Source organism: Micromonospora sp. DSM 45708, assembly GCF_039566955.1.
In the GTDB taxonomy this organism is placed as follows: Bacteria; Actinomycetota; Actinomycetes; order Mycobacteriales; family Micromonosporaceae; genus Micromonospora.
Genome location: NZ_CP154796.1, coordinates 6,866,554 through 6,890,930 on the forward strand (window position 1 = coordinate 6,866,554; position 24,377 = coordinate 6,890,930).

A 24,377-nucleotide genomic window follows, 5' to 3' on the forward strand; every position below is an offset into this window, starting at 1 on the left:
GTTCGCCGGTCAGCCGCGTGGGCGTCCCGGTCGGCCGTTGCCCGGGTTCGGGGGAACCACCGGACCGCCCGGTCCGGTGGAGTCGCCGGGCTTCGGTGCGCCCTGCCCGGAGCTGACCTCGATCAGCACCACGCCGCCCTTGATGGTGCGCCCGTCCGGGCTGGTGCCGGCCGCGGTGCCCGCCGGGCACTCCGACGGCACCCTGCTGCTGGAGACCACCGGCTCGAAACCGGCGCCCTTGATCCGCGACTTGGCGGTGTCGACGGACTCGCACTTCACGCCCGGGATCGAACGCTGGTCACCCATGACGATCTTGCCGTCCGGTGGGGTGAAGTTCTTCCGTTCCTTGCCCTTCATGGCGTCCCGCAGCGTCTCGTAGACCGCCGGGTTGATGCCGTTGGGCACGTCGTGGCCCATCTTCTGGTTGGTCTGCGCCCAGTCCGGGTCGGCCATGATGCCGGCCACCGCGTACTGCTTGGTCATGGCGACCAGGGCGGAGGTCTTCTCCGAGTCGGTGGTGCCGGACTTGCCGGCCACCGGCGCCTTGACGATGCCGCGGACGTTGCCGGCGGTGGCGGTGCCGCACTTCGAGGTGGCGGAGCGGTCACCGACCGGGCAGCGGGCGGCGTCCACGGCGGCGCGGGCCACCTCGGTGCTGATCCGCTGCTCGCAGTGCGGGTTGGCGATGTCGAGCTTGTCACCGTCCGGCCCGCGGATTTCCTGCACCGGGATCGGCTCGCAGTACTTGCCGTCGGCGGCCAGCGTGGCGTACGCGTTGGCCAGCTCCAGCGGGGTGGTCTGCGAGACGCCGAGGCTGAACGCGCCCCACTGGTGCGGGTTGGCCGCGAGCTTGGCGTCGTCCGACGAGCGGAAGCTGATGCCGAGCTTCTGCGCCGCCTTGACCACGTTCTCCGCGCCGACCCGCTGCTGGAGGTCGATGAAGAACGTGTTCACCGAGAAGCCGAAGCCGCTCCACATGTTGTGCATGCCGGCCATCGACTCGTTGGCGTTCTGCGGGCAGTACTTGTTGGTGCCCGGGCAGGCGGCCGGGGAGTTGAACTCGACCGGGTAGTCGGACTTGAAGACCTTCTGCGCGTTGATGCTGTAGCTGAGCGGGTAGCCCTTCTCCAGCGCGGCGACCAGCGTGAAGATCTTGAAGGTCGAGCCGGCCTGGTAGCCGGCGATGCCGGGACCGCCGGTGACCAGCGGGTTCACGGTGTTCGGGTAGTTGCCCCGGATCTTCTTCTTCGCCTTGCGCGGGTCGCTGGAGATCTTGTTCTGCGGGTTCTTCGGATCGTCGATCTTGAACTTCCGGTTCACCGCCACCGCCCGGACGCGACCGGTGCCCGGCTCGATCACGGCCACCATCCGGGCCGCCTTGCTGCTCTCGCTCAGGTGGTTGCGGACCGCCTTGTCGGCGGCCTTCTGCGCCTGCACGTCCATGCTGGTGACGATGGTGTAGCCGCCGCTCTTGAGCCGCCGCTCCCGGTCGTACGACGTGCCGCCGAACGTCTCCTGCTGGAGCCACCAGCGGTAGAAGTAGTCGCAGAAGAAGCCCCAGGAGTTGGTGTTGGTCTGCACGCAGCCGTTCGGCGTGCGCTTGTCCCGCACCTGGAGCTTGATCTTCTTGGCGGCGTCCGCCTCGGGCTGGGTGATGGCGCCGGTCTGCACCATGTTCTGGATGACGTAGTCGCGCCGGCCGACCGCCTCCGGGTAGCCGGCCTTGGTGGTCGGGTCGAACGCGGTCGGCGCCTTCACCATGCCGGCGAGCATCGCCGACTCCTGGATGTCGAGCTTGCTCGGCGGCTTGCCGAAGTAGACCTGGCTGGCGGCGTAGACGCCGTACGCGCCGTTGCCGAACGCGGCGATGTTCAGGTAGCGCTCCAGGATCTCGTCCTTGGAGAGCTCCTTGTCGACCTGGAGCGCCAGGCTCATCTCGCGCAGCTTGCGGGTGCTGGTGTCCTCGGTGGCGGCGACCACGTCGGCCGGGTGGGTGGCCGAGTAGGAGATGGCCAGCCGGACGTACTGCATGGTGAGCGTGGACGCGCCCTGCCGGGACGAGCCGGTGGACTGGTTGTTGACGAACGCCCGGGCGACGCCGTTGAGGTCCACGCCGTTGTGCTTGTAGAAGTCGTGGTCCTCGGCCGCGATGATGGCCTTCACCATGTAGGGCGAGATGTCCTTGAGTTTGACGTCCTTGCGGTTCTCGTCGTACATGGTGGCCAGCGGCGTCTTGCCGTCGGAGGCCAGCAGGTAGGTGATCTGCGGGGCCCGGGCCACCGTCAGCTCCTTGGGCAGGGCGCCGAATGTCTCGGCACCCGCCTTGGCGGCAAGTCCGGACATCGCCACTGCGGGGAAGGCCGCCGCAGCGACCACCACGCCGGCCAACAGGCCACAGATCAGTAGCGATGCGGCGTTGGTCAACACGTTGTGGTCACGTTTCCGCATCCAGGTCACCTCGACAGGGTACGCGAGCAGGGATCGGCGGGCGCGTGGGGAACTTTCCCCATTTCCATCCCGCGCCGGCCTCGTTGTGCTAAACGCACGAGCCCTGGTGTGGGGTTGCGGGAGAAACGCAGAAGTCTCCGCCGAACGGGGGAGCGGCGCGGCGTTTTTCCGTACCGGGGCCGGGTAGACGGCGGGCGAAGGCCCGGGAAGCCGGGAGTGTCCGGAAATTAGGGATTTCGCCGACAACGTTGCGTAATCGGGTGACTACACAGCATGATGGTGACGGCGATCGCAGCCACACGTCGTCCGTGCCGCCCTGGGGAGGCCGGCCGGACGACCGGGGGGAGTTCGAGGCTGCTCGCGCGACGTCGGTAGGTACTGCAAGGGGGGACGTGTACAGATGGGCATGATCACTGACTGGCCGTCACTGGCGGCGTGTCAGAACGGGGACCCGGACGCGTTGTTCGTACAGGGCGCCGAACAGAACGTGGCAAAGAGGATCTGCCGGAGCTGCCCAGTTCGGTACGAGTGCCTGGCCGACGCGCTCGACAACCGGATCGAGTTCGGCGTGTGGGGCGGCATGACCGAACGTGAGCGTCGCGCGCTGCTCCGCCGTCACCCGCAGGTGACGAGCTGGCGCAAGATGTTCGAGGCGGCCATGAGGAAGAACGCCAAGGAGAAAGCCGGCAAGGACAGGATCCTGGTCACCACCGCCACGTCCTGACCGGTCCGGTCGGCGCGTTCACCGCCGGCTGACCGCCTCGCCGATCGTCCGCAGCCCGTCGACGTCGTGCACGTCGGCGGGCTGCGCCGGCACCGACACCGCCGGCACCGCCGGGAACGCCTCGGTGAACCGGGCCGCCACCCGCTGCTCCCGGGCCGCCTGCTGGGCCAGCGCGGCGTGCGCGCGCAACACCTCGACCGTGCCCTCGTGCCCGCCGACGTCCGTCAGCCGCTCCGCGGCGGCCAGGCTCCGCTCCGCCGACAACCCCGGCGCGGCCGGCAGGTGCACCCGGTTGAGCACCAGCCCGGCCAGCGGCATCCGCTCGTCGCGCAACCGGCCCGCGAAGTAGGCGGCCTCCCGGACCGCGTCCGGCTCCGGCGCCGCGACCAGCAGGAACGCGGTCTCGCCGGCCTGGAGGATCCGGTACGTCTGCTCGGCCCGCTGCCGGAACCCGCCGAACATCGAGTCGAGCGCGGCGACGAAGCCGGACAGGTCGGTGAGCAGTTGCGCGCCGAGCACCTTCTGCACCACCTTGGAGAACATCCCGAAGCTCGCCGTCACCAGGCTGAACATGCTCCGCCCACCGCTGCGCGCCGGGGCCAGCAACAGCCGCAGCATCCGGCCGTCGAGGAACCGCGACAGCCGGGCCGGCGCGTCGAGGAAGTCGAGCGCGGAGCGCGACGGCGGCGTGTCCACCACGATCAGGTCCCACTCGCCGCGGGCGTGGAGCTGACCCAGCTTCTCCATCGCCATGTATTCCTGGGTGCCGGCGAAGGTGGAACTCATGGCCTGGTAGAAGGGGTTGGCGAAAATTTCCGCCGCCTTCGCCGGGTCGGTGTGCTGGAGCACCACGTCGTCGAACGTGCGCTTCATGTCGAGCATCATGGCGTGCAGCTCGCCGCCGCTGTCCTCGACGTCGAGGCCCTTGACCTGCCGGGGCGTGTTGTCCAGCTCGGTCAGGCCGAGCGACTGGGCCAGCCGGCGGGCCGGGTCGATGGTGAGCACCACCGTCCGCCGGCCGTGCCGCTCGGCCGCCCGCAGCGCCAGCGCCGCGGCGGTGGTGGTCTTGCCCACGCCGCCCGCCCCGCAGCAGACCACGATCCGCACGCCGGGGTCGGCGAGGATCTGGTCGACGTCCAGCGGAGGCGCCGCGTCTTCGGAAGGCACCAATCGAGCGTATCGGTCCCGAGGGGCTCTCTGCTCCGCAGCCGGCCCCAGGTGTGAGTCAATCCGCCCGGACGAGCGTCTCGGCCAGCGTCTCCAGCCCGGCCCGGTCGACCCCGTCGGGCAGCAGCGGCAGCTCGGTCAGGGGCAGCCCCAGCTCCACCAGGTCACCGCGGAGCGAATCCTCCAGCTCGCGGCGTACCCGCTGGTCGCGGGCCTCCTCGGTGAGGCCGGCCACGGTCCGGGCGTCGGTCGGCAGGCCGGCGGCGGCCAACCCCCGCTTCAGCTCGGCCGCGGTCACCGGGCGACCGGCCGGCACCGGCGGACGGACGCCGTTGACGATCACCCGGCCGACCGGGAAGCCGAACTGGGTCAGGTCGGCCACCGCGTCGAGCGTCTCCTGGACCGGCATCTCCTCCAGCAGCGTCACCACGTGCACGGCGGTCATCGGGGAGCGGAGCAGCGCGGAGACGCCCTCGCTCTGGGTCTTGATCGGGCCGACCTTGGCCAGCCGGGCGGTCTCCGCGGTGACGTTGAGGAACCGGCCGATGCGCCCGGTCGGCGGCGCGTCCAGCACCACCGCGTCGTACGCCCGGCGGGACCCGCTGGTGCGGGTGGTGGCCTCCTTGACCTTGCCGGTGAGCAGCACGTCCCGCAGGCCCGGGGCGATCGTGGTGGCGAAGTCGATCGCACCGAGCTTGCGCAACGCCCGGCCGGCCGCGCCGAGCTTGTAGAACATGTCCAGGTACTCGAGGAGCGCCTCCTCGGCGTCGACCGCCAGCGCCCGCACCTCACCGCCGCCGGGCGCGTCGGTGAGGTGCCGCTCCTCGTACGGCAGCGGGTCGGTGCCGAAGAGCTGGGCGATGCCCTGCCGCCCCTCGACCTCGACCAGCAGCGTGCGCCGGCCCCCGGCGGCCAGTCCGAGGGCCAGCGCGGCGGCCACGCTGGTCTTCCCGGTGCCACCCTTGCCGGTCACCACGTGCAGGCGGCCCGGCCATCTGCCGCCGGACTCGGCCGGCTGCTCACTCGCTGCCACCCGTCGAGCCTAACCAGCCGGTGGGATCAGGCGACCTCGCAGACCCACCAACCCGTCTTCCGCACCACGGTGAAGCGGAGTTCCTGATCGGCGACCTTCTCGTCGGCGGTGGTCATGGTGACCCGGGTGGAGACCGTGGCCCGGTCCCCGGTCTGGTTGTCGACGGTCGGGTTGGTCCAGCGGAACCGGGGGTTCTGGTACTGCCCGGCGTACTTCTGCACCTCGGCGACCTTGGCGGCGATCTTCTCGTCGTCGCGGGCGGCGGAGCAGACGAACGTGGCCGCCTTGTCGGCGTCCCGTTCCTGGTAGACGGCCTTGAGGAAACCGTCCACCGCCACCTGCGGCTCCTTCGCGCCCTGGCCGTCCTCGCCGTTGCGGAGGGCGAGGAACGCGGCGGTGCCACCGCCACCGCACAGCAGGACCGCGGCGGCCAGCACGAGCGAGACGATCAGCAGGGTCGGGCGCTTGCGCGGCGGCGCCCCGGACGGATACGGCGGCTGGCCGAGCCCCGGCGGCGGGCCGGCTCCGGGTGGTGGCTGACCGGGGCCGGCCGGCGGCGTGGCCCCGACGAATGCCGGCTGTGGGATCGGTTCGCCGGGTGTGCCGGTGGTGCCACCGGCGGGCGGTTGGGTCATCGGTCTCCCCCGGGTTGCGGCGCGCCCGTCGCCGCCCCAGGCGACGGGCACGGGGTCGAGGTGGTGGGCGCGCGACCGCGCGCGTCCAGTCCGGAAGGGTAGCGGTCGGCGGGCCGCTTGCCAGCCCCGCGTGTGGCGTGCCGAACGCGAGAGCGCCGTCGCGTTCCGGACCAGTCTTGTGTCACATATGTGACTAAACGTGATCAGTCATGCGCGTCCCGTTGTCGGAGTGGTCGACCACGTCCTACGTTCGTCGCGACACGGCGGTCGGACCGGGGGATTCCGAGCCGCGCGGTGGTGCCCATGAACAGGTACGACGTCCGGAGGCAGCGGATGCGCGACGCGGAGAACGTTCCCCGAGCCCAGTTTCCCCCCGGCGACCGGGCCGCCCGGCCCGGTGACGCCGACGGTCCTGGCGCGGGCACACCGTTCAACGAGCGCTCCTACCGACCCCCGGTCGAGGTGGTCCGCACGCTGCTCCGACCGGCCGGCCGCCGGCGGGACGAGGAGGAGCCGGGCTACGTCATCCACCTGCCGGTGCGGGTGGCCGACCTGGCGGCGGCGACCGCGCTCGCCGGCATCGTGGCCACCTCGCTCGGCTTCCTGGCCGAGCTGGACGCCGGCGAGACCACCGTCTCCACCGCCGACGACCAGAACAACCGGCACCGCGTCTTCTGCGACCTGCTGCTGCCCGACCGCGGTCGCTGCCCGCAGCGCTACGAGCACGAGGGCCCCTGCGGCGAGTCACCCGCTCCGGAGCAGCGTCCCGCGACTGGCTGAGGCGGTCGGACCGTAGGCTGTGCCTGACCGAAGTCCAAGTCAGGCAAGGGAGCCTTCCTCCGATGCAGAAGTGGGAATACGCCACGGTCCCGCTGCTGGTCCACGCGACCAAGCAGATCCTCGACAACTGGGGCGAGGACGGCTGGGAGCTGGTCTCCGTGGTGCCCGGGCCGAACCCGGAGCAGCTCGTCGCGTACCTGAAGCGCCCGAAGGGCTGACGACCATGAGCAACGGACCGCACGCGAAGCTCGCCGAACTCGGTCTCGCGCTGCCCGAGGTCGTGCCGCCGGTGGCCAGCTACGTGCCGGCCGTCCAGTCCGGGCAGCACGTCTACGTCTCGGGCCAGCTCCCGATGGCCGACGGCAAGCTGCTCGCCACCGGCAAGGTCGGCAACGGTGTCTCCGCCGATCAGGCGAAGGACCTGGCGGAGCGGTGCGCGCTGAACGCGCTGGCCGCGATCGACGCGCTGGTCGGGCTGGAGAACGTCGTCAAGATCGTGAAGCTGACCGGCTTCGTGGCCAGCGCCGCCGGCTTCACCGGCCAGCCCGCCGTCATCAACGGCGCCTCCGACCTGTTCGGCGCCGTCTTCGGCGAGGCCGGCCGCCACGCCCGCAGCGCGGTCGGCGTGGCCGAACTCCCCCTCGACGCGCCGGTCGAGGTCGAGGTCATCGTCGAGGTCGCGTAGCGCGTCCCCCGGCCCCCGTGATCTTGCAGGTTCCGCCCCGGCACAAGCCCCGAACGAGGACAAACCCCGGGCCGGAACTGCAAGATCGCGGGGAGTGGCGGGTGGGGTCGTACGATCGCTGCCATGGGTGGGCGTGTGACGGGGGCCGCAGGGGCTCTCGCGGAAGAGTTGCCGGGCTGGGTTTCGCTGCTGCGTGCGCCCAACCCGGGGCCGATGACGCTCGACGGGACGAACACCTGGGTGCTGCGGGCCGGGCCGGACGCGCCGGCCGTGGTGGTCGACCCGGGCCCGGCCGACGAGGGGCATCTGGCCGCGATCGCGGCGCACGGGCCGGTCGGGCTCGTGCTGATCACGCACGGGCACCCGGACCACACCGAGGGCGCGCCCAGGCTCAGCGAACTGCTCGGCGGCGCGCACGTGCTCGCCGCCGACCCGGCGCACACCATCGGCGGTGAGCCGCTGACCGAGCCGGCCGAGGACTTCGGTGGCTTCGGGATGATGCTCCGGCTGCTGAAGACCCCCGGGCACACCGCCGACTCGGTCTGCTTCCTGGCCGAGCACGAGGGCGAGCGGGTGGTGCTGACCGGTGACACCATCCTCGGCCGGGGCACCACAGTGGTCGCCCACCCGGACGGGCACCTCGGGGACTACCTCGCCAGCCTGGAGCTGCTCTCGGCGTACCGGGGGATCCCGGCGCTGCCGGGCCACGGCCCGGCGCTCGCCGACTGCGGCGCGGCGGCCGAGTTCTACCTGGCCCACCGGCGGGCCCGGCTCGACCAGGTGCGCGCCGCGGTGGCTGCGGGCGCCCGCACCGCGCCCGAGGTGGTCGCCGTGGTCTACGCCGACGTCGACCGGTCGCTGTGGTGGGCCGCCGAGTGGTCGGTCCGCGCCCAGCTCGAACACCTCGGGGTGGAGCAGCCGTGACCTGCCCGGTGTGCGGGACCGTCGCGGTGCCCGGCGCGCGGTTCTGCCACAACTGCGGAGCGGCGCTGCCGGCCGCCGCGACCCTGCCGGCCGCCGAGCGCCGCGTGGTCACCGTGCTCTTCGGCGACCTCTCCGAGTTCACCTCCTGGTCCGAGGACCTGGACCCGGAGCGGGTCGGCGCGGTCACCGACCGGGTGCTCGCCGCGCTGGCCGGGGCGGTCAAGACGTTCGGCGGGCACGTCGACAAGCTCACCGGTGACGGGATCATGGCGGTCTTCGGCGCGCCGGTCGCGCACGAGGACGACGCCGAGCGGGCCGTCCGGGCGGCGCTGTCCATGCAACGGGCCGTCCGCCGGGTGCTCGACGACGAGCGGGGCGGCGGGGCGCCGCTCGGCCTGCGGGTCGGGCTCAACACCGGGGACGTCATCGCCGGCATCCAGGCCGCCATCGAGTACACCGTCATCGGCGACACGGTGAACACCGCCGCCCGGCTCGCCGACGCCGCCGCGGTCGGCGCGATCTACGCCGGGGCGCGGACCTCCACCGCGACCCGGCACGTCGCCTCCTGGCGGGCGCTGCGTCCGCTGCGGCTCAAGGGCAAGCGCGAACCGGTGGAGGCGTACGAGCTGCTGGGCCTGCTGGACGCGCCGGGCACCCGGTCCGGCCTCGGCGACGAGGCGCCCTACGTGGGCCGGGAGACCGAGATCGGCCGCGTCGCCGGCCGGCTCGCCGAGGTGATCGACCGAGGTGAACCCCGGGTGCTGCTGATGACCGCCGAGGCGGGCATCGGCAAGTCCCGGTTCGCCGCCGAGGTGGAGCGCCTCGCCGCCGGCTACGACGTCGGCACCGGCCGGTACGCGGCGCACACCGGCGCCCGGGTGCTCTCGGTCCGCTGCGCCGCGTTCGGCGAGCGACGCCGGCTGGCGCCCCTGGCCGACCTGGTCCGCGCCGCGGTCGGCCTGCCGAACGACGCGGCGACCGCGGTGACCCGGCCGGCCGTCGAGGAGCGCCTGCGCCGGCTCGGCCAGCGCCTCGCCCGGCTCCCCGGCGACCCGCCGCCGATCGCCGTGGACCAGCTCCTGGCCCTGCTCGGGTACGCCGAACTGCCGCCCGCCACGGAGAGCGTCGAGTGGAACGCCGCCACCGCGCCGGCGGACGCCGAGGTGGTGCCGAACGCCGTCGCGGAACTGCTCAGCGGGCTGGCCGGCGAGGCTCCGCTGGTGATCGTGGTGGACGACCTGCACGACGCCACCGCCGAGACGGTCAAGGCGCTCGCGCTGACCCTCAACCGGCTCACCGGGCCGGTGCTGGTGCTGCTGCTCGGCCGCCCCGAGCTGGTGCGTACCGCCGGCGCGCTCACCCGGCTCGCGGACGCCGAGGTGCACGCGTTGCCGCCGTTGCGCGGCGCGGACGCGGCTCGGCTGCTCACCAGCTACCTGTCCGGGGGCCGGCTGTCCCAGGCCGACGCGGACCGGCTGCTCGCCACCGCCCAGGGCAATCCGTTCTACCTGGCCGAACTGGTCACGCTGCTGATGGAACGCGGCGCGCTGACCGCCGGCGCGGGGCGCGGGGCGGACGTGGCCTGGCGGCTGGCCCCCGGCTCGCTGGGCAGCCGGTTGCTCTCCCGGGACCTGGCCGCCGTGCTCGCGGCGCGCATCGACGCGCTGCCGCCGGACGCCCGCTCGGTGCTGCGCGACGCCGCGGTGGTCGGCGACACGGTGGCCACCGGCGCGCTGGAGGCGCTGCGCGAGCAGCGGGTCGGGCGGGACGGACGGCCCGCCGCGGTGGCCGCGGTCGAGCTGGACCGGGCCGTCGAGGAGCTGCTGCAACGTCGCATGCTGCACCGCACCCGCACCGGTTTCGCCTTCGCGACCCCGCTGATGCGGGAGGCCGCGTACACCGGCGTGAGCAAGGCGGAGCTGGCCGAGCGGCACGCCGCGTTGGCCCGCTGGGCCGCCCCGGAGAGCGTGGCCGAGGCGGGCACCCCGGCGGGCGGGTTCACCGAGGCGGCCCGGGACGACTTCGTCGCCGAGCACGTCGAACGGGCGACCGCGCTCGCCGACGCGGTCAAGCTCCGCCCGGATGCGCCGGCCCGGGCGGTCGCCGGCCTGGGCGTGGCCGCGCTGGGCCGGGCCGCCCGCCGGTCGCTGCGCGTCGGCGAGCCGGCGCTGGCCGTCGAGTACGCCGAACGCGCCGCCGAGCTGGCCCGTGGCGCGGTGCCTCCGGCCGACCGGGTGGTGCACGCCCGCGCGTTGTTGCAGATCGGCCGCCCGGCCGACGCGCTCGCCTCGGCGGAGAAGATCGCCGCGAACGCCGGCGATCCGGCCACCCGGGCCGCGGCGCTGCTGCTGGCCGGGCAGGCCCAGCAGACGTTGGGCGACGCCGAGCGCGCCGACCGCAGCTACTCCGAGGCGTTGCAGGTGGCCACCGACGCCGACCTGCCCCCGCTGCGGGCCTCGGCGATGCGCCGGCTCGGCATGGCCGACTTCGTCGCCGGCCGGCTGGGGCAGGCGAGCAGCCGGCTGGCCGCCTCCTACCAGGTCAGCCTCGCCGCGAAGGACCTGCGCGGGCAGGCCTGGTCGTTGCAGAACCTGGCCTGGGTGACCACCACCCGGGGCGACTTCGCCGGCACCGACGCGGTGCTCGGCCGGGCCGCCCGGTTGTTCGCCGAGCTGAAGGACCCGTACGGGCGGGCCTGGCTGCGCGGCACCACCGCGTTCGCCCGGCTGCTCGCCGGCCGGCTGCGGGAGGCGTACCGGCTGGCGCGGGTGTTCCTGCCGTTCGGGGAGCGGGTCGGCGAGGCGTGGGCGGTGGGCACGCTGCGGGCGGTCGAGGCGTACGCCACCGCCGAGCTGGGTGACCTGGCCGAGGCGGACCGGGCGGCGCGGCGCGCGTACCGGGAGTTCGCCGAGGTGGGCGACGACTGGGGGCAGGGCTTCGCGCTGGTGGTGCGCGGCGTGGTGGCGCGCGGGCTGGGCGAGCCGGAGCACGCCGCCGACCTGTTCTCCGACGCGCTGGAGTACGCCGGCCGCACCACCCATCCGTTGCTCACCGGCATGGCCGGCACGCTGCGCGGCTTCGTCGCGCTGGACATGGGCGACTGCGAGACCGCCGAGCGGGAGGCGCGGTCGGTGCTGACCAGTGTGGAGCCGCACAACCCGCAGGCGCCGGCCCAGGTGGCGCCGCGGGTGCTGCTCGCGATGGCCCGGGTCGCGGCCGGTGACCCGGGGACCGCGGTCGGGCTGCTCGCCCCGGTGGCCACCGTGGCGGCCAACGCGCCCTCGCTGCTGATCTCGCGGCGGCAGACGATGGCCCGGTACGCTGCCGCGCTGCTCGCCCACGGCCAGCGGGAGCAGGCGTTGGACTGGGCGCAGCGGTCGATCGCCGCCCCGGCCGAGGACGTCCGCAGCCAGGTGGTGGCGCGGCTGGTGCTGGCCGAGGCGCTGGACGCCGCCGGCCGTCCGGCGGAGGCGCTGGCCAGCGCCGAGGAGGCGGTCCGCCTGGCGTACGCCACCGAGCAGCTCAGCGAGCGGGGGGCCGCGGACGCGCTGCGGGCCCGTCTCGCCGCCGGCTGAGCACCCCTGTTCTGGCGGTTCCGGGGATGTGCTCGTCGGTGGGGCCGGTTAGCGTGGTGCAGTCGGCGAGCGCCGCCGGAGGAGTTCGTGGGGAGGAACGATGAGGCTGCCGCGCTCCGGCGCCGGCTGGACGATCGCGGTCTTCGGGTTCCTCGCGCTGCTGCTCGGCGCGTTGGGTCTGATCTGGCCGGAGACGCAGCTGCGCCTGCTCGGCTTCGAGGTGCCGGCCGAGCGTGGCCCCGGTGACTACACCGGCACGTTCCTCACCGCGTCCTCGATGGCCTCGTTCAACATGGGGGTCTACTACCTGCTCGCGGTGGCTACCGAGTGGCGGCCGTTCTACCGCTTCACGGTCTGGTTCCGGCTGGTCACGTTCACCGTGTTCACCATCGCGGTGCTCTCCGACGTGGCGCCGGGCCGGTTCTTCGGGGTGGCCGCGTGGGAGGGGTTGGGCGCGCTCGCGACCGCCGCCGGCCTGTGGTGGGACGCCCGCCGGGGCGCCGCCGTCGCGGTGGTCCCGACCGGGCCGGACGACTCCGCGCCGGTGTCCGCCTCCGACGCGGCGCGCTGACCGACCGGGACCGTTGGGTATTTTCGAGTCGTGACCGAGACCCCGCCCGGCGCCCTGCGGCTGCCCATTGTGCCCGGTCTGACCGACCTGTCGGTGTTTGCCCGTGGTGGTTACGCCACCGTCTACCGGGCCACCCAGATCTCGGTGGGGCGCGAGGTGGCCGTCAAGGTCGAGAACCGGACGCTGGACAGCGAGCGCGACCAGGCCCGCTTCCTGCGCGAGGCCCGCGCCGCCGGGCGGATGTCGTCGCACCCGCACGTGGTCGACCTCTTCGACGTCGGGGTCACCGTCGACCAGCACCCCTACCTCATCATGGAGCTGTGCGACGGCTCGTACGCGGAACGGATGCGGACCTCGCCGCTGGACGCGCTGGAGACCCGCGACCTCGGTGTGAAGATCGCCGACGCGCTGGCCCACTCGCACGCGGCCGGCGTGCTGCACCGCGACGTCAAGCCGGCCAACATCCTGCACTCCGAGTTCAACTCGGCGGTGCTTGCCGACTTCGGTCTGGCGGTGCTGGCCGAGGTGCGCGACGCCTCGGTCACGCTGGAGGTGCTCACCCCGGCGTACGCGCCGCCGGAGATGTTCAACCACAGCCCGCCCAGCCCGGCCGTCGACGTCTACGCGCTCTGCGCGACGCTCTACGCGGTGATGCACGGCCGGCCGCCGCGCTGGCAGTCCGAGCGCAACCCGAGCCTGGTCACCGTGCTGGAGATGTTCCAGCATCCGATCCCCGGCCTGCCCGGGGTGCCCGACGAGCTGATCGACGTGCTGCGTCTGGGCATGTCGAACGACCCGGGCGCGCGGCCCTCCGCCGTCGAGCTTCGCGGCCTGCTCGCCGCGCTGCCGCTCGACCCCGGCACCCCGGCGCCCCCGTTCGTCGGTGGCCCGTACGAACGCACCGGCGGGCCGTACGACCGCACCGGCGGGCCGAGCCCTCGGCAGCCGGTCCGGGACGACCACCCGACCATGCCGACGCGGAGCCGGCGCTGGCCGAGGCGTTGGTTCCTCGGTGGGGCCGGGGTGCTCGCGTTGGCCGCCTCGGCCGGCGGCGGCGCGTGGCTGGCCGGTGGCACGCCGCCGGTGGTGGTGTCGCCGACACCGGTGGCCACCGGCGTGGCCGGGCCGACGCCGATGCCCGGCTGCGCGTCCGCCGACGTCCGGCTCCCGGCCGGTGCGCGTTGCGCGCCCGAGTTGGAGTGCTACGGGCCGGTACGCCTGCGCCGCGAACGTGCCGAGGCGAGCCGGGTGCCGTGCGACGGTCAGCACACCTGGGAGACCTACGCCGCCGGTGACCTGCCGAGCGGTCTCACCGGGGCCGGCCACGACGTGGTCGCCGCCGACCCGACCGTCCGCAAGGTCTGCAATGTGGGCACGTTCCGGTTGGTCAGTGGCGTCGAACCGGCGACCGGGTGGAACCTGGAGGTGCTGCCGCCGGCCGAGAGCGAGCCCGACCGCACCTACCGCTGCCTGGCCGGGCAGGGCGTGAACGCGCTCGCCCGTCCCACGCTCACCGGTCGCTGAGCCCGTTCACGTCCGCTGTTGCCGCACCGGCCTCGGGTCGAGCGCCTCCAGCGTGTCGGCGTCGAGCGCGCCGGCCGCGCGCAGGCGGCGGACCGCCCGGGGGTCGAGCGCCTCCAGCGTGTCCGCGTCGACCGGAGCGCCGCCGGGGGTGCGCAGGTTCCGCACCGCGCGCGGGTCGATCGCCTCCAGCGTGTCGGCGTCCACGCCGTATCCCGGGTCGGGGATCGGCCAGCTCTCGACCGGTGGCGTGGCGCCGCCGCCGGGGGACTGCCGGGCGGCGGTGATCGTCACGCCGGCGACCATGCCGAGCACGACGCAGACCAGGGCCAGGACCACCGACAGGATGCCGGGCGGTCGCCACACCGCCAGCGTCACCAGCGCCGCCACCGTCGCCATGGACGCGGCGACGGCCTTCACCCGCGCATCGGACCTCGGGAACGAACTCACCCGACAAGCATGGCCCAGCGCGTCGAACTGTCAACCGTCGGCCCGGGACGGCTTCCCGTCACTCGCGCTCCACATCGGAGCACGAAAAGCGTCGATCGAGAAAAAATCGTTACATAACTTGACCTTTTGCGGCTTTCGTCAGTCTTTGGGGGCCGACTCTGGTCGCTGGCGAATCCTAGAGTGACGGGATCGAGGTCCCCTCGACGGATCTGTTCCCCACCGGAAGGCAGTCACATGCCCCGTGTAATCCGGTCCCTCACCGCAACAGGGATCGCCGGGATCCTCCTCGCCGGATCGGCCGTCTCGCCCGCCGTGGCCGCGCCGACGCCGCAACCGACGACGTACGACCGCACCAGCGCGGCGGAGGCGCGTCGGGTGGATCGCGTGCCGACGCCGGAGCTGGACTGGTACGCCTGCTACGACTACGCCGAGTGCGCCACCGTCCGCCTGCCGCTCGACTACGACAACCCGAAGGGCGCCACCACCGAGGTCGCGCTGCTCCGGGTCAGGGCCCGCGACCAGCAGCACAGGATCGGCAGCCTGTTCCTCAACCCCGGGGGTCCGGGTGGCTCCGGCACCAGCATCGCGCTCGCCGCGCCCTACTTCCTCGGCGACGACCTGCTCGACCGCTTCGACGTGGTCGGCGTCGACCCGCGCGGCGTCGGGTCCGGCGACACCATCAAGTGCTTCCGCACCGTCAAGGACCAGACCCGGGCGTACGCCGGGCTGAACGTCGCGTTCCCGTGGACGAAGGCGGAGGAGAAGGCGTACGTCGCCTCCTCGAAGGCGGTCGGCGCGGCGTGCTCGACCACCGGCAGGCCGCTGACCGGTGCGGCGTCCACCGTCGAGGTGGCCCGCGACATGGACGTGCTGCGCCGGGCGGTCGGCGACCGGAAACTCAGCTACCTGGGCTTCAGCTACGGCACCGCGCTGGGCCAGTACTACGCCAACATGTTCCCGGACCGGTTCCGCGCGCTCGTCGTCGACGGCGTGCTCAACCCGGACGCCTGGGTCGGTCAGGGCCGGGCCCGCAACCAGCTCCAGGAGACGCGGCTGCGCAGCGCCGACGGCGCGTACCGGGCGCTGCACGAGATCCTGGTGCGATGCGGCAAGGTCGGTCCGGAGCGGTGCGCGTTGGCGGCCGACGGTGACCCGGTCACCGTGTACGACACCGTGGCGCAGCGGCTGCGCAAGAAGCCGGCCGTGATCGACGACCCGGAGTACGGCTCGTTCACCGTCAGCTACGCCGACTTCGTCGGGGCCACGCTCAACGTGCTCTACGACCCGTACGGCTGGCAGTCGGTCGTGGACATCACCGGGCAACTACTGGCCGCGACCGACCCGGCCACCGGCCGGGCCGCCGCCGCGTCGGCCCGCAAGGCGCTCGCCGCCCGTGCCGCGCAGGCCCGGCAGCAGCGGGGGTACGACTTCCCGTACGACAACGGGCTGGAGACGTTCCTGACCGTGGACTGCACCGACGCGTACCACCCGAGGAGCGCGGACGCCTGGCCGGCACTGGCGGCCAGGGAGGACCAGCGGGCGCCCTACTTCGGGCGGGCCTGGGCCTGGGGCACCGCGCCCTGCGCCCGCGACACCTGGACCGTGCGCGACGAGGACGCCTACACCGGCCCGTTCAACCGCACCACCGCCGCCCCGGTGCTCGTGGTCGGCAACTACTGGGACCCGGCGACCAGCTACCAGGGTGCGGTCAGCTCGGCCGCGCTGCTGCCGAACAGCCGGCTGCTGAGCAGCGACAGTTGGGGGCACACCGCGTACGGCACCTCGGCGTGCGTGACCGGGAAGATCGACGCGTACCTGCTCACCGGCAAGCCGCCGGCCAAGGGCGTGCGCTGCGTCGGTGACGCCCAGCCGTTCCAGGAGGACCCGGCCGCCGGCCGGGTCGCCGCGGCCAAGAGCGAGCTGGCCCGCGCCGGCGTGCCCGGTCGGGGCGAGCCGAAGCGGCTGCCGCCGGTGACCACGCCGCGGCCGGCGATCGGCACGCTGACCGTCCGCTGACGGACCCCCGGGGTACGGCGGGCGATCGGGCGTCCGCCGTACCCCGGGCCGTGGGGAGACAGCGTGTTGTGCGACGCTCGCTACGCTGGGTGTTCCCGTAGTCGTGTCCCGTGATCGAGGTGCCCGATGCCCGAGGTCTCTCCCCGCCGGCTCCGTTCCCTCGCCACCACGCTGGCTGTGGCGCTGACGCTCACCCTGGCCGCCGCCGCCGGCTGCGACAACCGCCGCGAACCCCCGCTGCCCTCGGTGCTCGACAAGCTGCACGACTCGCACATCGACGGCCAGGCGAAGATCAAGATCGGGGTGTCGGAGACCGAGCCGCTGATGGGCGAGCTGCGCAACGGCGCGCACACCGGCTTCGACGTCGAGATCGCCCGCTACATCGCCGCCTCCCTCGGCTTCCAGGGCGAACAGCGCATCCAGTGGGTGGCACTGGCCACCGAGGACCGCATTCCCGCGCTCCAGGGCGGCACCGTCGACCTGATCGTGTCGAGCTTCTCGATGACCGAGGAGCGCGAGAAGCTGATCAGCTTCGCCGGGCCGTACTTCGTCACCACCCAGGAGGTGATGGTGCCGACGCGGCTGCGCGACCAGGTCCGCACCATCGAGGACCTGCGCCGGCCGGGGCTGCGCGTCTGCACCAGCGGCGGCTCCACCACCGAGGCGGAACTGGAGAAGCACCAGATCCGGGCGTACGTGGTGAAGACCGTCGGCGACTGCGTGCGGGGCATCCGGGAGAAGCGGTACGACGCGGTCAGCTCCGACGAGACCATCCTGGCCGGCTTCCTCTCCCAGTACCCCACCGAGTTCGAGATCGTCGACATGCCGTTCGGCACCAGCGAGCTGCTCGGCGTCGGTGTGCCGATCGGCGATCCGGCGCTGCGTGACCTGGTCGCGTTCGCGCTCCAGAAGAGCTACCTGGAGGGGCGGGACGGGATCAGCAGCCCGTGGCTGACCGCGTACAACCGCACGCTCGGGCCGTGGCTCAAGGCGGAGAAGTCCCAGCCGCAGCCGCTGAACGTGCCGAAGCTCGTCGACTTCGACGACAAGGCGCCCCGGCGATGACCGCCCCGGCGGACGCCGTCGGGGCGGGTGCGGCCGGGCCGGGTGCCGGCACTGCCGCTCCGGGGGCTGCCACTGCCGGCCCGGTTGCCGCCGCGCCGGCCCGGACCGTGCCGCCGCCGGCCGACCCGGCCGAGCGCCGCGCGCGGGCCACCCAGTCGTTCTGGACCGCGGTCGTCGGTGTGCCGGCCGTCTTCTCGGTGCTGCGGCTCGGCGTCGAGGCGGGCGGCGAGTTGCAGACCACGCTGCTGCTGGTCGCCAACGTCGGCACGGTGAACCTGCTGGCCGGCTTCCTCACCACCGCCGCCGCGCTGCTCTCCACCGCCCTGGTCGCGGTGTTCGCGCTCGGCGCGGTGCTGCGGGTCAGCGTGGACCGGATGCCGTCCGGAATCCGCCGGCCGCTCTTCGCCCGCTGGGTGGACAGCACGCCGGCCTGGTTCGCGGTGGCCAGCTTCCTGCTCGCGCTGGTCACCTGGCCGCTGCTCTACCTGCCGCTGCTGCTGCCGGCGTTCGTGGCCGCGTTCCAGCTCGGCCCGGAACGACTGCACGAGCAGCGGGTGCCCCGCCTGCTGCTGCTCGCCGTCGGCTTCGCCGGCTACCTCTGGCTGCTCGGGCCCACCCTGCTCGACGCCGGCCGGCAGGGGGAGACGTTGGCGCTGGCGCTGCTGGTCGTACCCCCGGTGCTGGCCTTGTTCGTGACCGGCCCGCTGCCGGCGGCGGTGATCCGGCCGCTCGCCTCGGTCACCGAGGCGGCGGTGCTGGCCATGCTGGTCTGGGCCGCGCTGCCGGTGATCAGCACGCCGGTGCTGCCGCTGACCGTCACCACTGTCGAGACGTCGCCGGGCGTCACCGAGGACGTCCGCGGTCACGTGGTCACCGTGGACGACGTCGACGTGGTGCTGCTCCAGGAACGTGGCGGCGTCCGCTACCTGCCGATCGGCCAGGTACGCGCGCAGGTGCTCTGCCCGAGCGAGGACGAGCTGCCCCGGCGGCAGCTCCGGGTGCGCGACTTCCACGTGGAGGACTCACTGTTGGAGGGCCTGGGTCGCCGGGTCCGTCCGGTGCACCGCATCGACGCCGCCTGCCGTACGGTCCGCTGACCGGCGCGGCTCGCGTGGGATCGTGGTGCCGGGGCGCACCTGGCGGATCGGGGGACGCAGGGCGGCCCTCATGACGAAGATGCTTCGACGGGCGGTCGCCTCGCCGCGTTCGTCCACCTGGTAGCCGTCGAGCCACACCCACCCGTCGAAGGTGGTCCAGTCGAGTTCGCGGATCACCCGGAACAGGATCGGCGTGACGAACTGCGGGCTGGCCGCGCGGGTCACGTGGAGCAGGTCGCCGGCCTTCACGTCGGCCAGTGACCCCGGTTGGTCAGGACCCGCTGCTTGACCCGGCACGGCAGCGCAGACCCGCACGCGCACACCCGCCTGGCCCGGCGCAGCGACCACACCGGACGGTGCTTTCGTGCCAACTCCTCGGCCAGGGCCAGCACGTACTCGGCGTAGCTGAGGTTTCTGCTCATCCGCCCCTCCTCGCGTGAGGGGCGTGGCAGCCGGGCCACGCACGGTCATCCGACCACCACACCCACCAACACCGTCCCACGCACACACGTAATCCGCAATATGCGTATGGCGTGATTGCGGAGAGGGTGTCTGCGAGCAGAAATCATGTCTTCCGCATGGCAGGATGTCGGCGTGCCTCCACGTCAGAGCCCCACCGTCAGGCGGCGACGCTTGGCGCTCACCCTGCGGCAACTCCGTGACAGGGCCGGCATCACCTCGGCCGAAGCCGCGCGGCGGGTCGACCACGACGCGAGCTGGCTCAGCCGCATCGAGACGGCGGAAGTCCGCCCGCACCCGAACGACGTGCGCGCCCTGCTGACGCTGTACGGCGTCGAGGGCGACCAGGCCGAAGCGGTGATCGCGGTAGCCCGGCAGGCCAAGCAGCGCGGCTGGTGGCAGCGGTACAGCGATGTCCTGCCGGACTGGTTCGCGGCCTACGTGGGCATGGAGTCGGAGGCGTCCGTCATCCGCACCTACGAGTGCCAGATGGTGCCCGGCCTGTTGCAGACGGAGGAGTACGCCCGGGCGGCCTTCGAAGGTGCTCCGGTGCCGATGCGCGACAACGAGGTGGAACGCCAGGTCGCCCTACGGCTGGAGCGCCAAGCCATCCTTGCCGGTCACGAACCATCGATCCTACGAGTGGTCATCGACGAGGGAGCGGCACGTCGCATGGTCGGTGGCCCGGAGGTGCTGCACCGCCAACTCCTGCGGCTCGCGGAGGAGTCGACCCGCAGCAACGTCCACATCCAGTTGCTGCCCTACTCGGCAGGGGTCGGCTTCGACGGCAGCTTCGTGATCCTCGACTTCCCACCCCTGCCCGACCCGTATCCGGACGCGGCCGAGGAGCGCATGGTGTACGTCGACACCCTGACCGGCGCGCTGTATCTGGACCGACCGAGCGAGGTGGTCGCCTACGCGGCGGCTCATGAGCAACTGCAAGCCCTTGCGCTGGCACCCAAGCAAACGCGAGATACGCTGCGTTCGATCGCAGCAGACCTGATCGCCTAGGAGGGCGCCGGCATGGACCTGACTCGCGTCACCTGGCGCAAGAGCACCCGGTCCGGCTCCAGCGGCAACTGCGTCGAGGTTGCCACCCCGCCCGAGGCCGTGATGGTTCGCGACACCAAGGACCGGCAGGGTCCGACGCTGTCGTTCGCCGCCGACCGGTGGACCGGCTTCGTCCACGCGATCAGGTCCGGCACGTTCGACGCCTGACGCGTTCTCGTACGCGGGTCTTGGAAGCTGAGGGCCGTTTGCTTCCAAGATCTGCCCCGAACCCGGGTCAGCGCGTGGTGCGGAGCAGGTCGGCCAGGTCGGCGGCCTCGACCAACTCGTCGCCGAGCGGGGTCCCCGCGTCGGCCACCGCCGCAGCCCACAGCAGCCCGGCCGGGATGTCGGAGGTCAGCCACCGGTCCAGCTCGCGTCTCGACCGTTCGTCGGGTGCCGACCACCGCACGACCTCCGCGAGGTGGCGGCTGGGCGTCTGACCCGGCAGCTCGGCGAAGTCCGCCAGGTAGGGGCCGAGGTCCAGGTCCAGCGCGGCCACCGCGTCCAGGATGTCCTCCGCCGGATGGTCCGACGGCCACGAGGTCAGCGTCGACCGCCACCAGGCGCGGAGGAAGTCCTCGACCGCGCTCCGCTCGGCGGGTGTCCAGTCCGCCCAGTGCCCGGCGATCCGGCGGGCCAGCGTGTCCGGCCACGACTGGTCGGTCATCTCGCCGGCGGCGTACGCGGTCAGCAGCCGGGGCACCAGGTGCGGCAGCTCGCTCCCGTCGCCCCAGGTGCCCGGGTTGGACAGGTAGCTGCCGAGCTGGTCCGGCGTCAAAGCGTGCAGCGGCGTCCGCCGGAAGTGGTCGACGTCGGCCGGGTCCACGCAGTGCTCGCACGCCGCCATGTCTGCGGGCATCGGATGCCCGGCGAACACGGCGTACAGCCGTTCACCCGCCCGCTCCACCTCACCCGCTCCCACCCCACCAGTCTCCCCGACCACTCGGGTGGGACGCCATGGCTGTCGTACGGGGCCGGAGACACCCAGGTCAGTAGGACTTGTCCTGGGACAGGACGTGCTGGGCGACGAAGTTGAGGATCATCTCGCGGCTGACCGGGGCGATCCGGCCGGCGCGCACGGCGCCGAGCAGCGTCGCCACGCCGTACTCGGTGGTCATGCCGGCCCCGCCGAGCGCCTGGACGGCGGTGTCGACGGCGAGCGCGGCGGCCTCGCCGGCCGCGTACTTGGCCATGTTGCCGGAGACGCCGGCCTCCAGGTCGCGCCCGGCGTCGTAGAGCGTGGCTGCCTTGTGGATCATCAGCCGGGCCAGTTCCACCTGGACGGCGGCGTGCGCGAGCGGGTGCGACACGCCCTGGTGCGAGCCGATCGAGCGCCCGCCCCAGACCTTGCGGGTGGCGGTGTACTCCGACGCCTTCTCGATGGCGTAGCGGCCGGTGCCGGCGCCCATCGCGGCGACCGTGATCCGCTCCGGGTTGAGCCCGGCGAACAGCGCCGGCAGGCCGGCGGCCAACGACTCGCCGACGAGCGCGTCGGCGGGCAGCCGCACGTCGTCCAGGAAGAGCTGGAACTGGTTCTCCGGCGACAGGATCTCCATGTCCAGTTTGGACTTCTCCAGGCCGGGCGCGTCGGTCGGCACGAGGAACAGCGCCGGCTTGAGTTTTCCGGAGGAGGCGTCCTCGGTCCTGGCCACCACCAGCACGTGGTCGGCCTCGTCGACGCCGGAGATGTAGACCTTGCGGCCGGTGAGCAGCCAGTCGTCGCCGTCGCGGCGGGCCACCGTGGCGAGGCGGTGGAAGTTCGACCCGGCGTCCGGCTCGGTGATCGCGAAGACGATCTTCTGGGAGCCGTCGGCGAGGCCGGGCAGGTGCCGCTTGCGCTGCTCCTCCGTACCGTGCTTGTTGATCACGGTGGCGGCGATGGCGGGGGAGACCACGAGCAGCAGCAGCGGGCAGCCCGCCGCGGCCAGCTCCTCGCACACCAGCGCCAGCTCGGTGATGCCGCCGCCCCCGCCGCCGTACTCGGTGGGGATGTTGACGCCGAGGTAGCCGAGCCGGCCGGCCTCGTGCCACAGCTCGGTGGTGTGCTCGCCCGACTTGGCCTTGGACACGAAGTAGGAGTGGCCGTACCTGCGGCCCAGCGCGCGTACCGCGTCGCGGAGCTGGTCCTGTTCTTCGGTGAGGTCGAAGTTCACTGCGGGTCCTCCTCGGGGTCGACCACGGCCAGCACGGCGCCCGTCTCCACCTGGCCGCCGGGCGCGACCGGCAGCTCCGCCACCACGCCGTCGGCCGGGGCGAGCACGGGATGTTCGAGCTTCATCGCTTCCAGCGTCAGCAGCAGGTCACCGGCGGCGACCCGCTGGCCGACCTCGACGTGCACCCGGGTCACCGCGCCGGGCAGCGGCGCGAGCAGCGACCCGGCCGGCAGCTCCGCGGTGGGCCGGGGCAGTCGCGGCAGCTCGGTGAGGCTCGTCGCCCCGTCCGGGCCGTCCACGAAGACCGACGACCCCACCCGGTGTACGCGGAACGCCCGCCGCACCCCGTCCACGTCGAGCACCACGCGGTCCGGCTCGGCCGACACCAGCTCCACCGGCGGTTCCGGCTCGGTGTTGACCGGGGGCCCCTGCTCTACTCCAGGCGTTGAGAAGGGGCCCCGCCTTTCCCACTCGGCGAGGGTGCCGGTGCGGGTGAGGCGGTAGCGGATCTCCAGGTCGCCATCGGGAGTGGTGAAGCGGGTGACCTGGGGGACGGCCGGGACGTTACGCCAGCCCGACGGCAGCCCGGCCAGCACCGGGGCGGCGGCCCGGCGCGCGGCGGCCCCGGCCAGTGCCGCCGCCAGCGCGGCCAGCGGAAGCTGGTCGGCCGGCAGCAGCGGTGCGAAGACCTCGGGGTGCCGGTCCAGGAAGCCGGTGTCCACGTCGGCGGCGGCGAACTCCCCGCTGCGCAGCACCCGGACCAGCAGGTCCCGGTTGGTAGCGACGCCGTGCAGCTCGGCCCGGGCCAGCGCGCCGGCCAGGGCCCGGGCCGCCTCGGCGCGGGTGGGCGCCCAGGCGACCAGCTTGGCCAGCATCGAGTCGTAATGCACGCTCACCGTCGAGCCGTCCACCACGCCGGAGTCCAGGCGCAGCCCGGCGCGGGCCAGGTTGCCGAACTCGCGGTCCACCCCGGGGATCGCGAACCGGTGCAGCGTGCCGGTGGCCGGGCGGAAACCCTGGGCCGGTTCCTCGGCGCAGAGCCGTACCTCGATGGCACAACCGCGCATCCAGGACGCGTCGGTGGCCCGCTGCGGCAGCGGCTCGCCCTCGGCGACCAGCAGTTGCAGCCGCACCAGGTCCAGGCCGGTGGTCAGCTCGGTGACCGGGTGCTCGACCTGGAGGCGGGTGTTCATCTCCAGGAAGTGCACCTGCCCCTCCGGCGCCAGCAGGAACTCCACCGTGCCCGCGCCGACGTAGTCGACCGCCCGGCCGGCCGCCACCGCCGCCTCGTGCAGCTTGGCGCGCACGTCGTCGGGCAGCACCCCGGGCGCCTCCTCGACGATCTTCTGGTGCCGGCGCTGGATCGAGCAGTCGCGGACCCCGAGCGCCACGACCGTGCCGTGGGTGTCGCCGAAGATCTGCACCTCGACGTGCCGGCCGCGCTCGACGTACCGCTCGATGAAGACCGTGTCGTCGCCGAACGCCGCCGCCGCCTCGCGACGCGCGCCCGCGACGGCCTCCGCGAGCCCGGCCGCGTCGCGGACGATCCGCATGCCCCGGCCCCCGCCGCCGGCACTGGCCTTGACCAGCACCGGGAACGCGGTGACCTGTTCGGGGTCGGTCCAGGTCGGCAGCATCGGCACGCCCGCGTCGGCGAGCAGCGCCTTGGCCGCCATCTTGTCGCCCATCGCGGCGATCGCCTTCGCCGACGGCCCCACCCAGGTCAGGCCCGCGTCGGTCACCGCCGCCGCGAACTCCGCGTTCTCGGCGAGGAAGCCGTAGCCGGGGTGGACCGCGTCCGCGCCGGCCCGGCGGGCCGCGTCCAGGATGAGGTCGATGCGCAGGTACGTCTCGGCCGGCGTGTTACCCGGCAGCCGGACCGCGTGATCGGCCTCGGCGACGAACGGCGCGTCGGCGTCCGCGTCGGAGTGCACCGCCACCGTCTGCACGCCGAGCGCCCGGCAGGTGGCGAAGACCCGGCGGGCGATCTCCCCCCGGTTGGCGACCAACAACCTCGTGATCAT

The 24,377-nt window shown here is 73.2% G+C and carries 23 protein-coding genes; 13 read left to right on the top strand and 10 right to left on the bottom strand.

All coding sequences use genetic code 11. The features are described 5' to 3' along the window. Positions 1–9: 9 nt before the first annotated feature. The gene (locus VKK44_RS30210; RefSeq protein WP_343444577.1) at positions 10–2,448 is read right to left on the bottom strand and encodes a penicillin-binding protein; all 2,439 of its coding nucleotides are present in this window, start codon (positions 2,446–2,448) and stop codon (positions 10–12) included. 400 nt (positions 2,449–2,848) lie between these two features. On the opposite strand from VKK44_RS30210, the gene VKK44_RS30215 reads away from it, so the two are divergent. Further along, positions 2,849–3,172, top strand: coding sequence for a WhiB family transcriptional regulator (locus VKK44_RS30215; RefSeq protein WP_343444579.1), 324 nt, complete (start codon positions 2,849–2,851; stop codon positions 3,170–3,172). Positions 3,173–3,190: 18 nt separating this feature from the next. Here the strand turns inward: VKK44_RS30215 and VKK44_RS30220 are convergent, their stop codons facing one another. Genes VKK44_RS30220 through VKK44_RS30230 form a run of 3 tightly spaced genes read right to left on the bottom strand, consistent with a single transcriptional unit; the run spans position 3,191 to position 6,007 of the window. Then, positions 3,191–4,342, bottom strand: coding sequence for an ArsA family ATPase (locus VKK44_RS30220; protein WP_343444581.1), 1,152 nt, complete (start codon positions 4,340–4,342; stop codon positions 3,191–3,193). Between the two features lie 55 nt (positions 4,343–4,397). Beyond that, a complete protein-coding gene (locus VKK44_RS30225) occupies positions 4,398–5,372 on the bottom strand; it encodes an ArsA-related P-loop ATPase (protein WP_343444582.1) in 975 nt (324 codons plus the stop codon). 26 nt (positions 5,373–5,398) lie between these two features. Beyond that, positions 5,399–6,007 carry an Rv0361 family membrane protein gene (locus VKK44_RS30230; RefSeq protein WP_343444583.1) on the bottom strand — a complete coding sequence of 203 codons (609 nt, stop codon included), beginning with the start codon at positions 6,005–6,007 and terminating at the stop codon, positions 5,399–5,401. Between the two features lie 333 nt (positions 6,008–6,340). Here VKK44_RS30230 and VKK44_RS30235 point away from each other — a divergent pair, with 333 nt between their 5' ends. The 7 genes from VKK44_RS30235 (at position 6,341) to VKK44_RS30265 (ending at position 14,066) form a co-directional block, all read left to right on the top strand. Next, complete coding sequence (locus tag VKK44_RS30235; protein ID WP_343447952.1) at positions 6,341–6,787, top strand: hypothetical protein; 447 nt, start codon at positions 6,341–6,343, stop codon at positions 6,785–6,787. Positions 6,788–6,849: 62 nt separating this feature from the next. Then, the gene (locus VKK44_RS30240) at positions 6,850–7,005 is read left to right on the top strand and encodes a DUF4177 domain-containing protein (RefSeq protein ID WP_013289021.1); all 156 of its coding nucleotides are present in this window, start codon (positions 6,850–6,852) and stop codon (positions 7,003–7,005) included. 5 nt (positions 7,006–7,010) lie between these two features. After that, positions 7,011–7,472 carry a RidA family protein gene (locus tag VKK44_RS30245; protein ID WP_343444584.1) on the top strand — a complete coding sequence of 154 codons (462 nt, stop codon included), beginning with the start codon at positions 7,011–7,013 and terminating at the stop codon, positions 7,470–7,472. Between the two features lie 123 nt (positions 7,473–7,595). Continuing rightward, the gene (locus tag VKK44_RS30250) at positions 7,596–8,396 is read left to right on the top strand and encodes an MBL fold metallo-hydrolase (RefSeq protein WP_343444586.1); all 801 of its coding nucleotides are present in this window, start codon (positions 7,596–7,598) and stop codon (positions 8,394–8,396) included. Then, the gene (locus tag VKK44_RS30255) at positions 8,393–11,971 is read left to right on the top strand and encodes an adenylate/guanylate cyclase domain-containing protein (protein WP_343444588.1); all 3,579 of its coding nucleotides are present in this window, start codon (positions 8,393–8,395) and stop codon (positions 11,969–11,971) included. The genes VKK44_RS30250 and VKK44_RS30255 overlap by 4 nt, the downstream gene beginning before the upstream one ends. Positions 11,972–12,071: 100 nt before the next feature. Continuing rightward, on the top strand, positions 12,072–12,542 hold the full coding sequence (locus tag VKK44_RS30260) for a hypothetical protein (protein WP_343444589.1): 471 nt from the start codon (positions 12,072–12,074) through the stop codon (positions 12,540–12,542). Between the two features lie 30 nt (positions 12,543–12,572). Further along, positions 12,573–14,066, top strand: coding sequence for a serine/threonine-protein kinase (locus VKK44_RS30265; RefSeq protein WP_343444590.1), 1,494 nt, complete (start codon positions 12,573–12,575; stop codon positions 14,064–14,066). 6 nt (positions 14,067–14,072) lie between these two features. On the opposite strand, the gene VKK44_RS30270 is transcribed toward VKK44_RS30265, so the two are convergent. Beyond that, positions 14,073–14,483, bottom strand: a complete 411-nt coding sequence (locus VKK44_RS30270) for a hypothetical protein (protein ID WP_343444592.1) — start codon at positions 14,481–14,483, stop codon at positions 14,073–14,075. Between the two features lie 264 nt (positions 14,484–14,747). On the opposite strand from VKK44_RS30270, the gene VKK44_RS30275 reads away from it, so the two are divergent. The 3 genes from VKK44_RS30275 (at position 14,748) to VKK44_RS30285 (ending at position 18,691) form a co-directional block, all read left to right on the top strand. Further along, entirely contained in the window at positions 14,748–16,529 is a 1,782-nt protein-coding gene (locus tag VKK44_RS30275; protein WP_343444593.1) for an alpha/beta hydrolase, read from the top strand. Positions 16,530–16,655: 126 nt separating this feature from the next. After that, the gene (locus VKK44_RS30280; RefSeq protein ID WP_343444594.1) at positions 16,656–17,594 is read left to right on the top strand and encodes a transporter substrate-binding domain-containing protein; all 939 of its coding nucleotides are present in this window, start codon (positions 16,656–16,658) and stop codon (positions 17,592–17,594) included. Then, positions 17,591–18,691 carry a hypothetical protein gene (locus tag VKK44_RS30285; RefSeq protein ID WP_343444595.1) on the top strand — a complete coding sequence of 367 codons (1,101 nt, stop codon included), beginning with the start codon at positions 17,591–17,593 and terminating at the stop codon, positions 18,689–18,691. The genes VKK44_RS30280 and VKK44_RS30285 overlap by 4 nt, the downstream gene beginning before the upstream one ends. On the opposite strand, the gene VKK44_RS30290 is transcribed toward VKK44_RS30285, so the two are convergent. Together VKK44_RS30290 and VKK44_RS30295 are read right to left on the bottom strand one after the other, a co-directional pair. Beyond that, positions 18,617–18,949, bottom strand: coding sequence for a hypothetical protein (locus VKK44_RS30290; RefSeq protein ID WP_343447954.1), 333 nt, complete (start codon positions 18,947–18,949; stop codon positions 18,617–18,619). The genes VKK44_RS30285 and VKK44_RS30290 overlap by 75 nt on opposite strands. Then, complete coding sequence (locus VKK44_RS30295; protein WP_343444597.1) at positions 18,937–19,113, bottom strand: hypothetical protein; 177 nt, start codon at positions 19,111–19,113, stop codon at positions 18,937–18,939. The genes VKK44_RS30290 and VKK44_RS30295 overlap by 13 nt, the downstream gene beginning before the upstream one ends. A 211-nt stretch (positions 19,114–19,324) precedes the next feature. Between VKK44_RS30295 and VKK44_RS30300 the strand changes: the two genes are divergently transcribed. Further along, a complete protein-coding gene (locus VKK44_RS30300) occupies positions 19,325–20,161 on the top strand; it encodes a helix-turn-helix domain-containing protein (protein ID WP_343444599.1) in 837 nt (278 codons plus the stop codon). Positions 20,162–20,173: 12 nt separating this feature from the next. Continuing rightward, positions 20,174–20,368, top strand: a complete 195-nt coding sequence (locus tag VKK44_RS30305; RefSeq protein WP_343444600.1) for a DUF397 domain-containing protein — start codon at positions 20,174–20,176, stop codon at positions 20,366–20,368. Positions 20,369–20,435: 67 nt separating this feature from the next. On the opposite strand, the gene VKK44_RS30310 is transcribed toward VKK44_RS30305, so the two are convergent. The 3 genes from VKK44_RS30310 to VKK44_RS30320 form a co-directional block, all read right to left on the bottom strand. Then, positions 20,436–21,122, bottom strand: a complete 687-nt coding sequence (locus VKK44_RS30310; protein WP_343444601.1) for a hypothetical protein — start codon at positions 21,120–21,122, stop codon at positions 20,436–20,438. A gap of 67 nt (positions 21,123–21,189) precedes the next feature. Next, positions 21,190–22,353 (bottom strand): acyl-CoA dehydrogenase family protein, encoded by a 1,164-nt coding sequence (locus tag VKK44_RS30315; protein WP_343444602.1) that lies wholly within the window; start codon positions 22,351–22,353, stop codon positions 21,190–21,192. Next, the gene (locus VKK44_RS30320; protein WP_343444603.1) at positions 22,350–24,377 is read right to left on the bottom strand and encodes an ATP-binding protein; all 2,028 of its coding nucleotides are present in this window, start codon (positions 24,375–24,377) and stop codon (positions 22,350–22,352) included. The genes VKK44_RS30315 and VKK44_RS30320 overlap by 4 nt, the downstream gene beginning before the upstream one ends.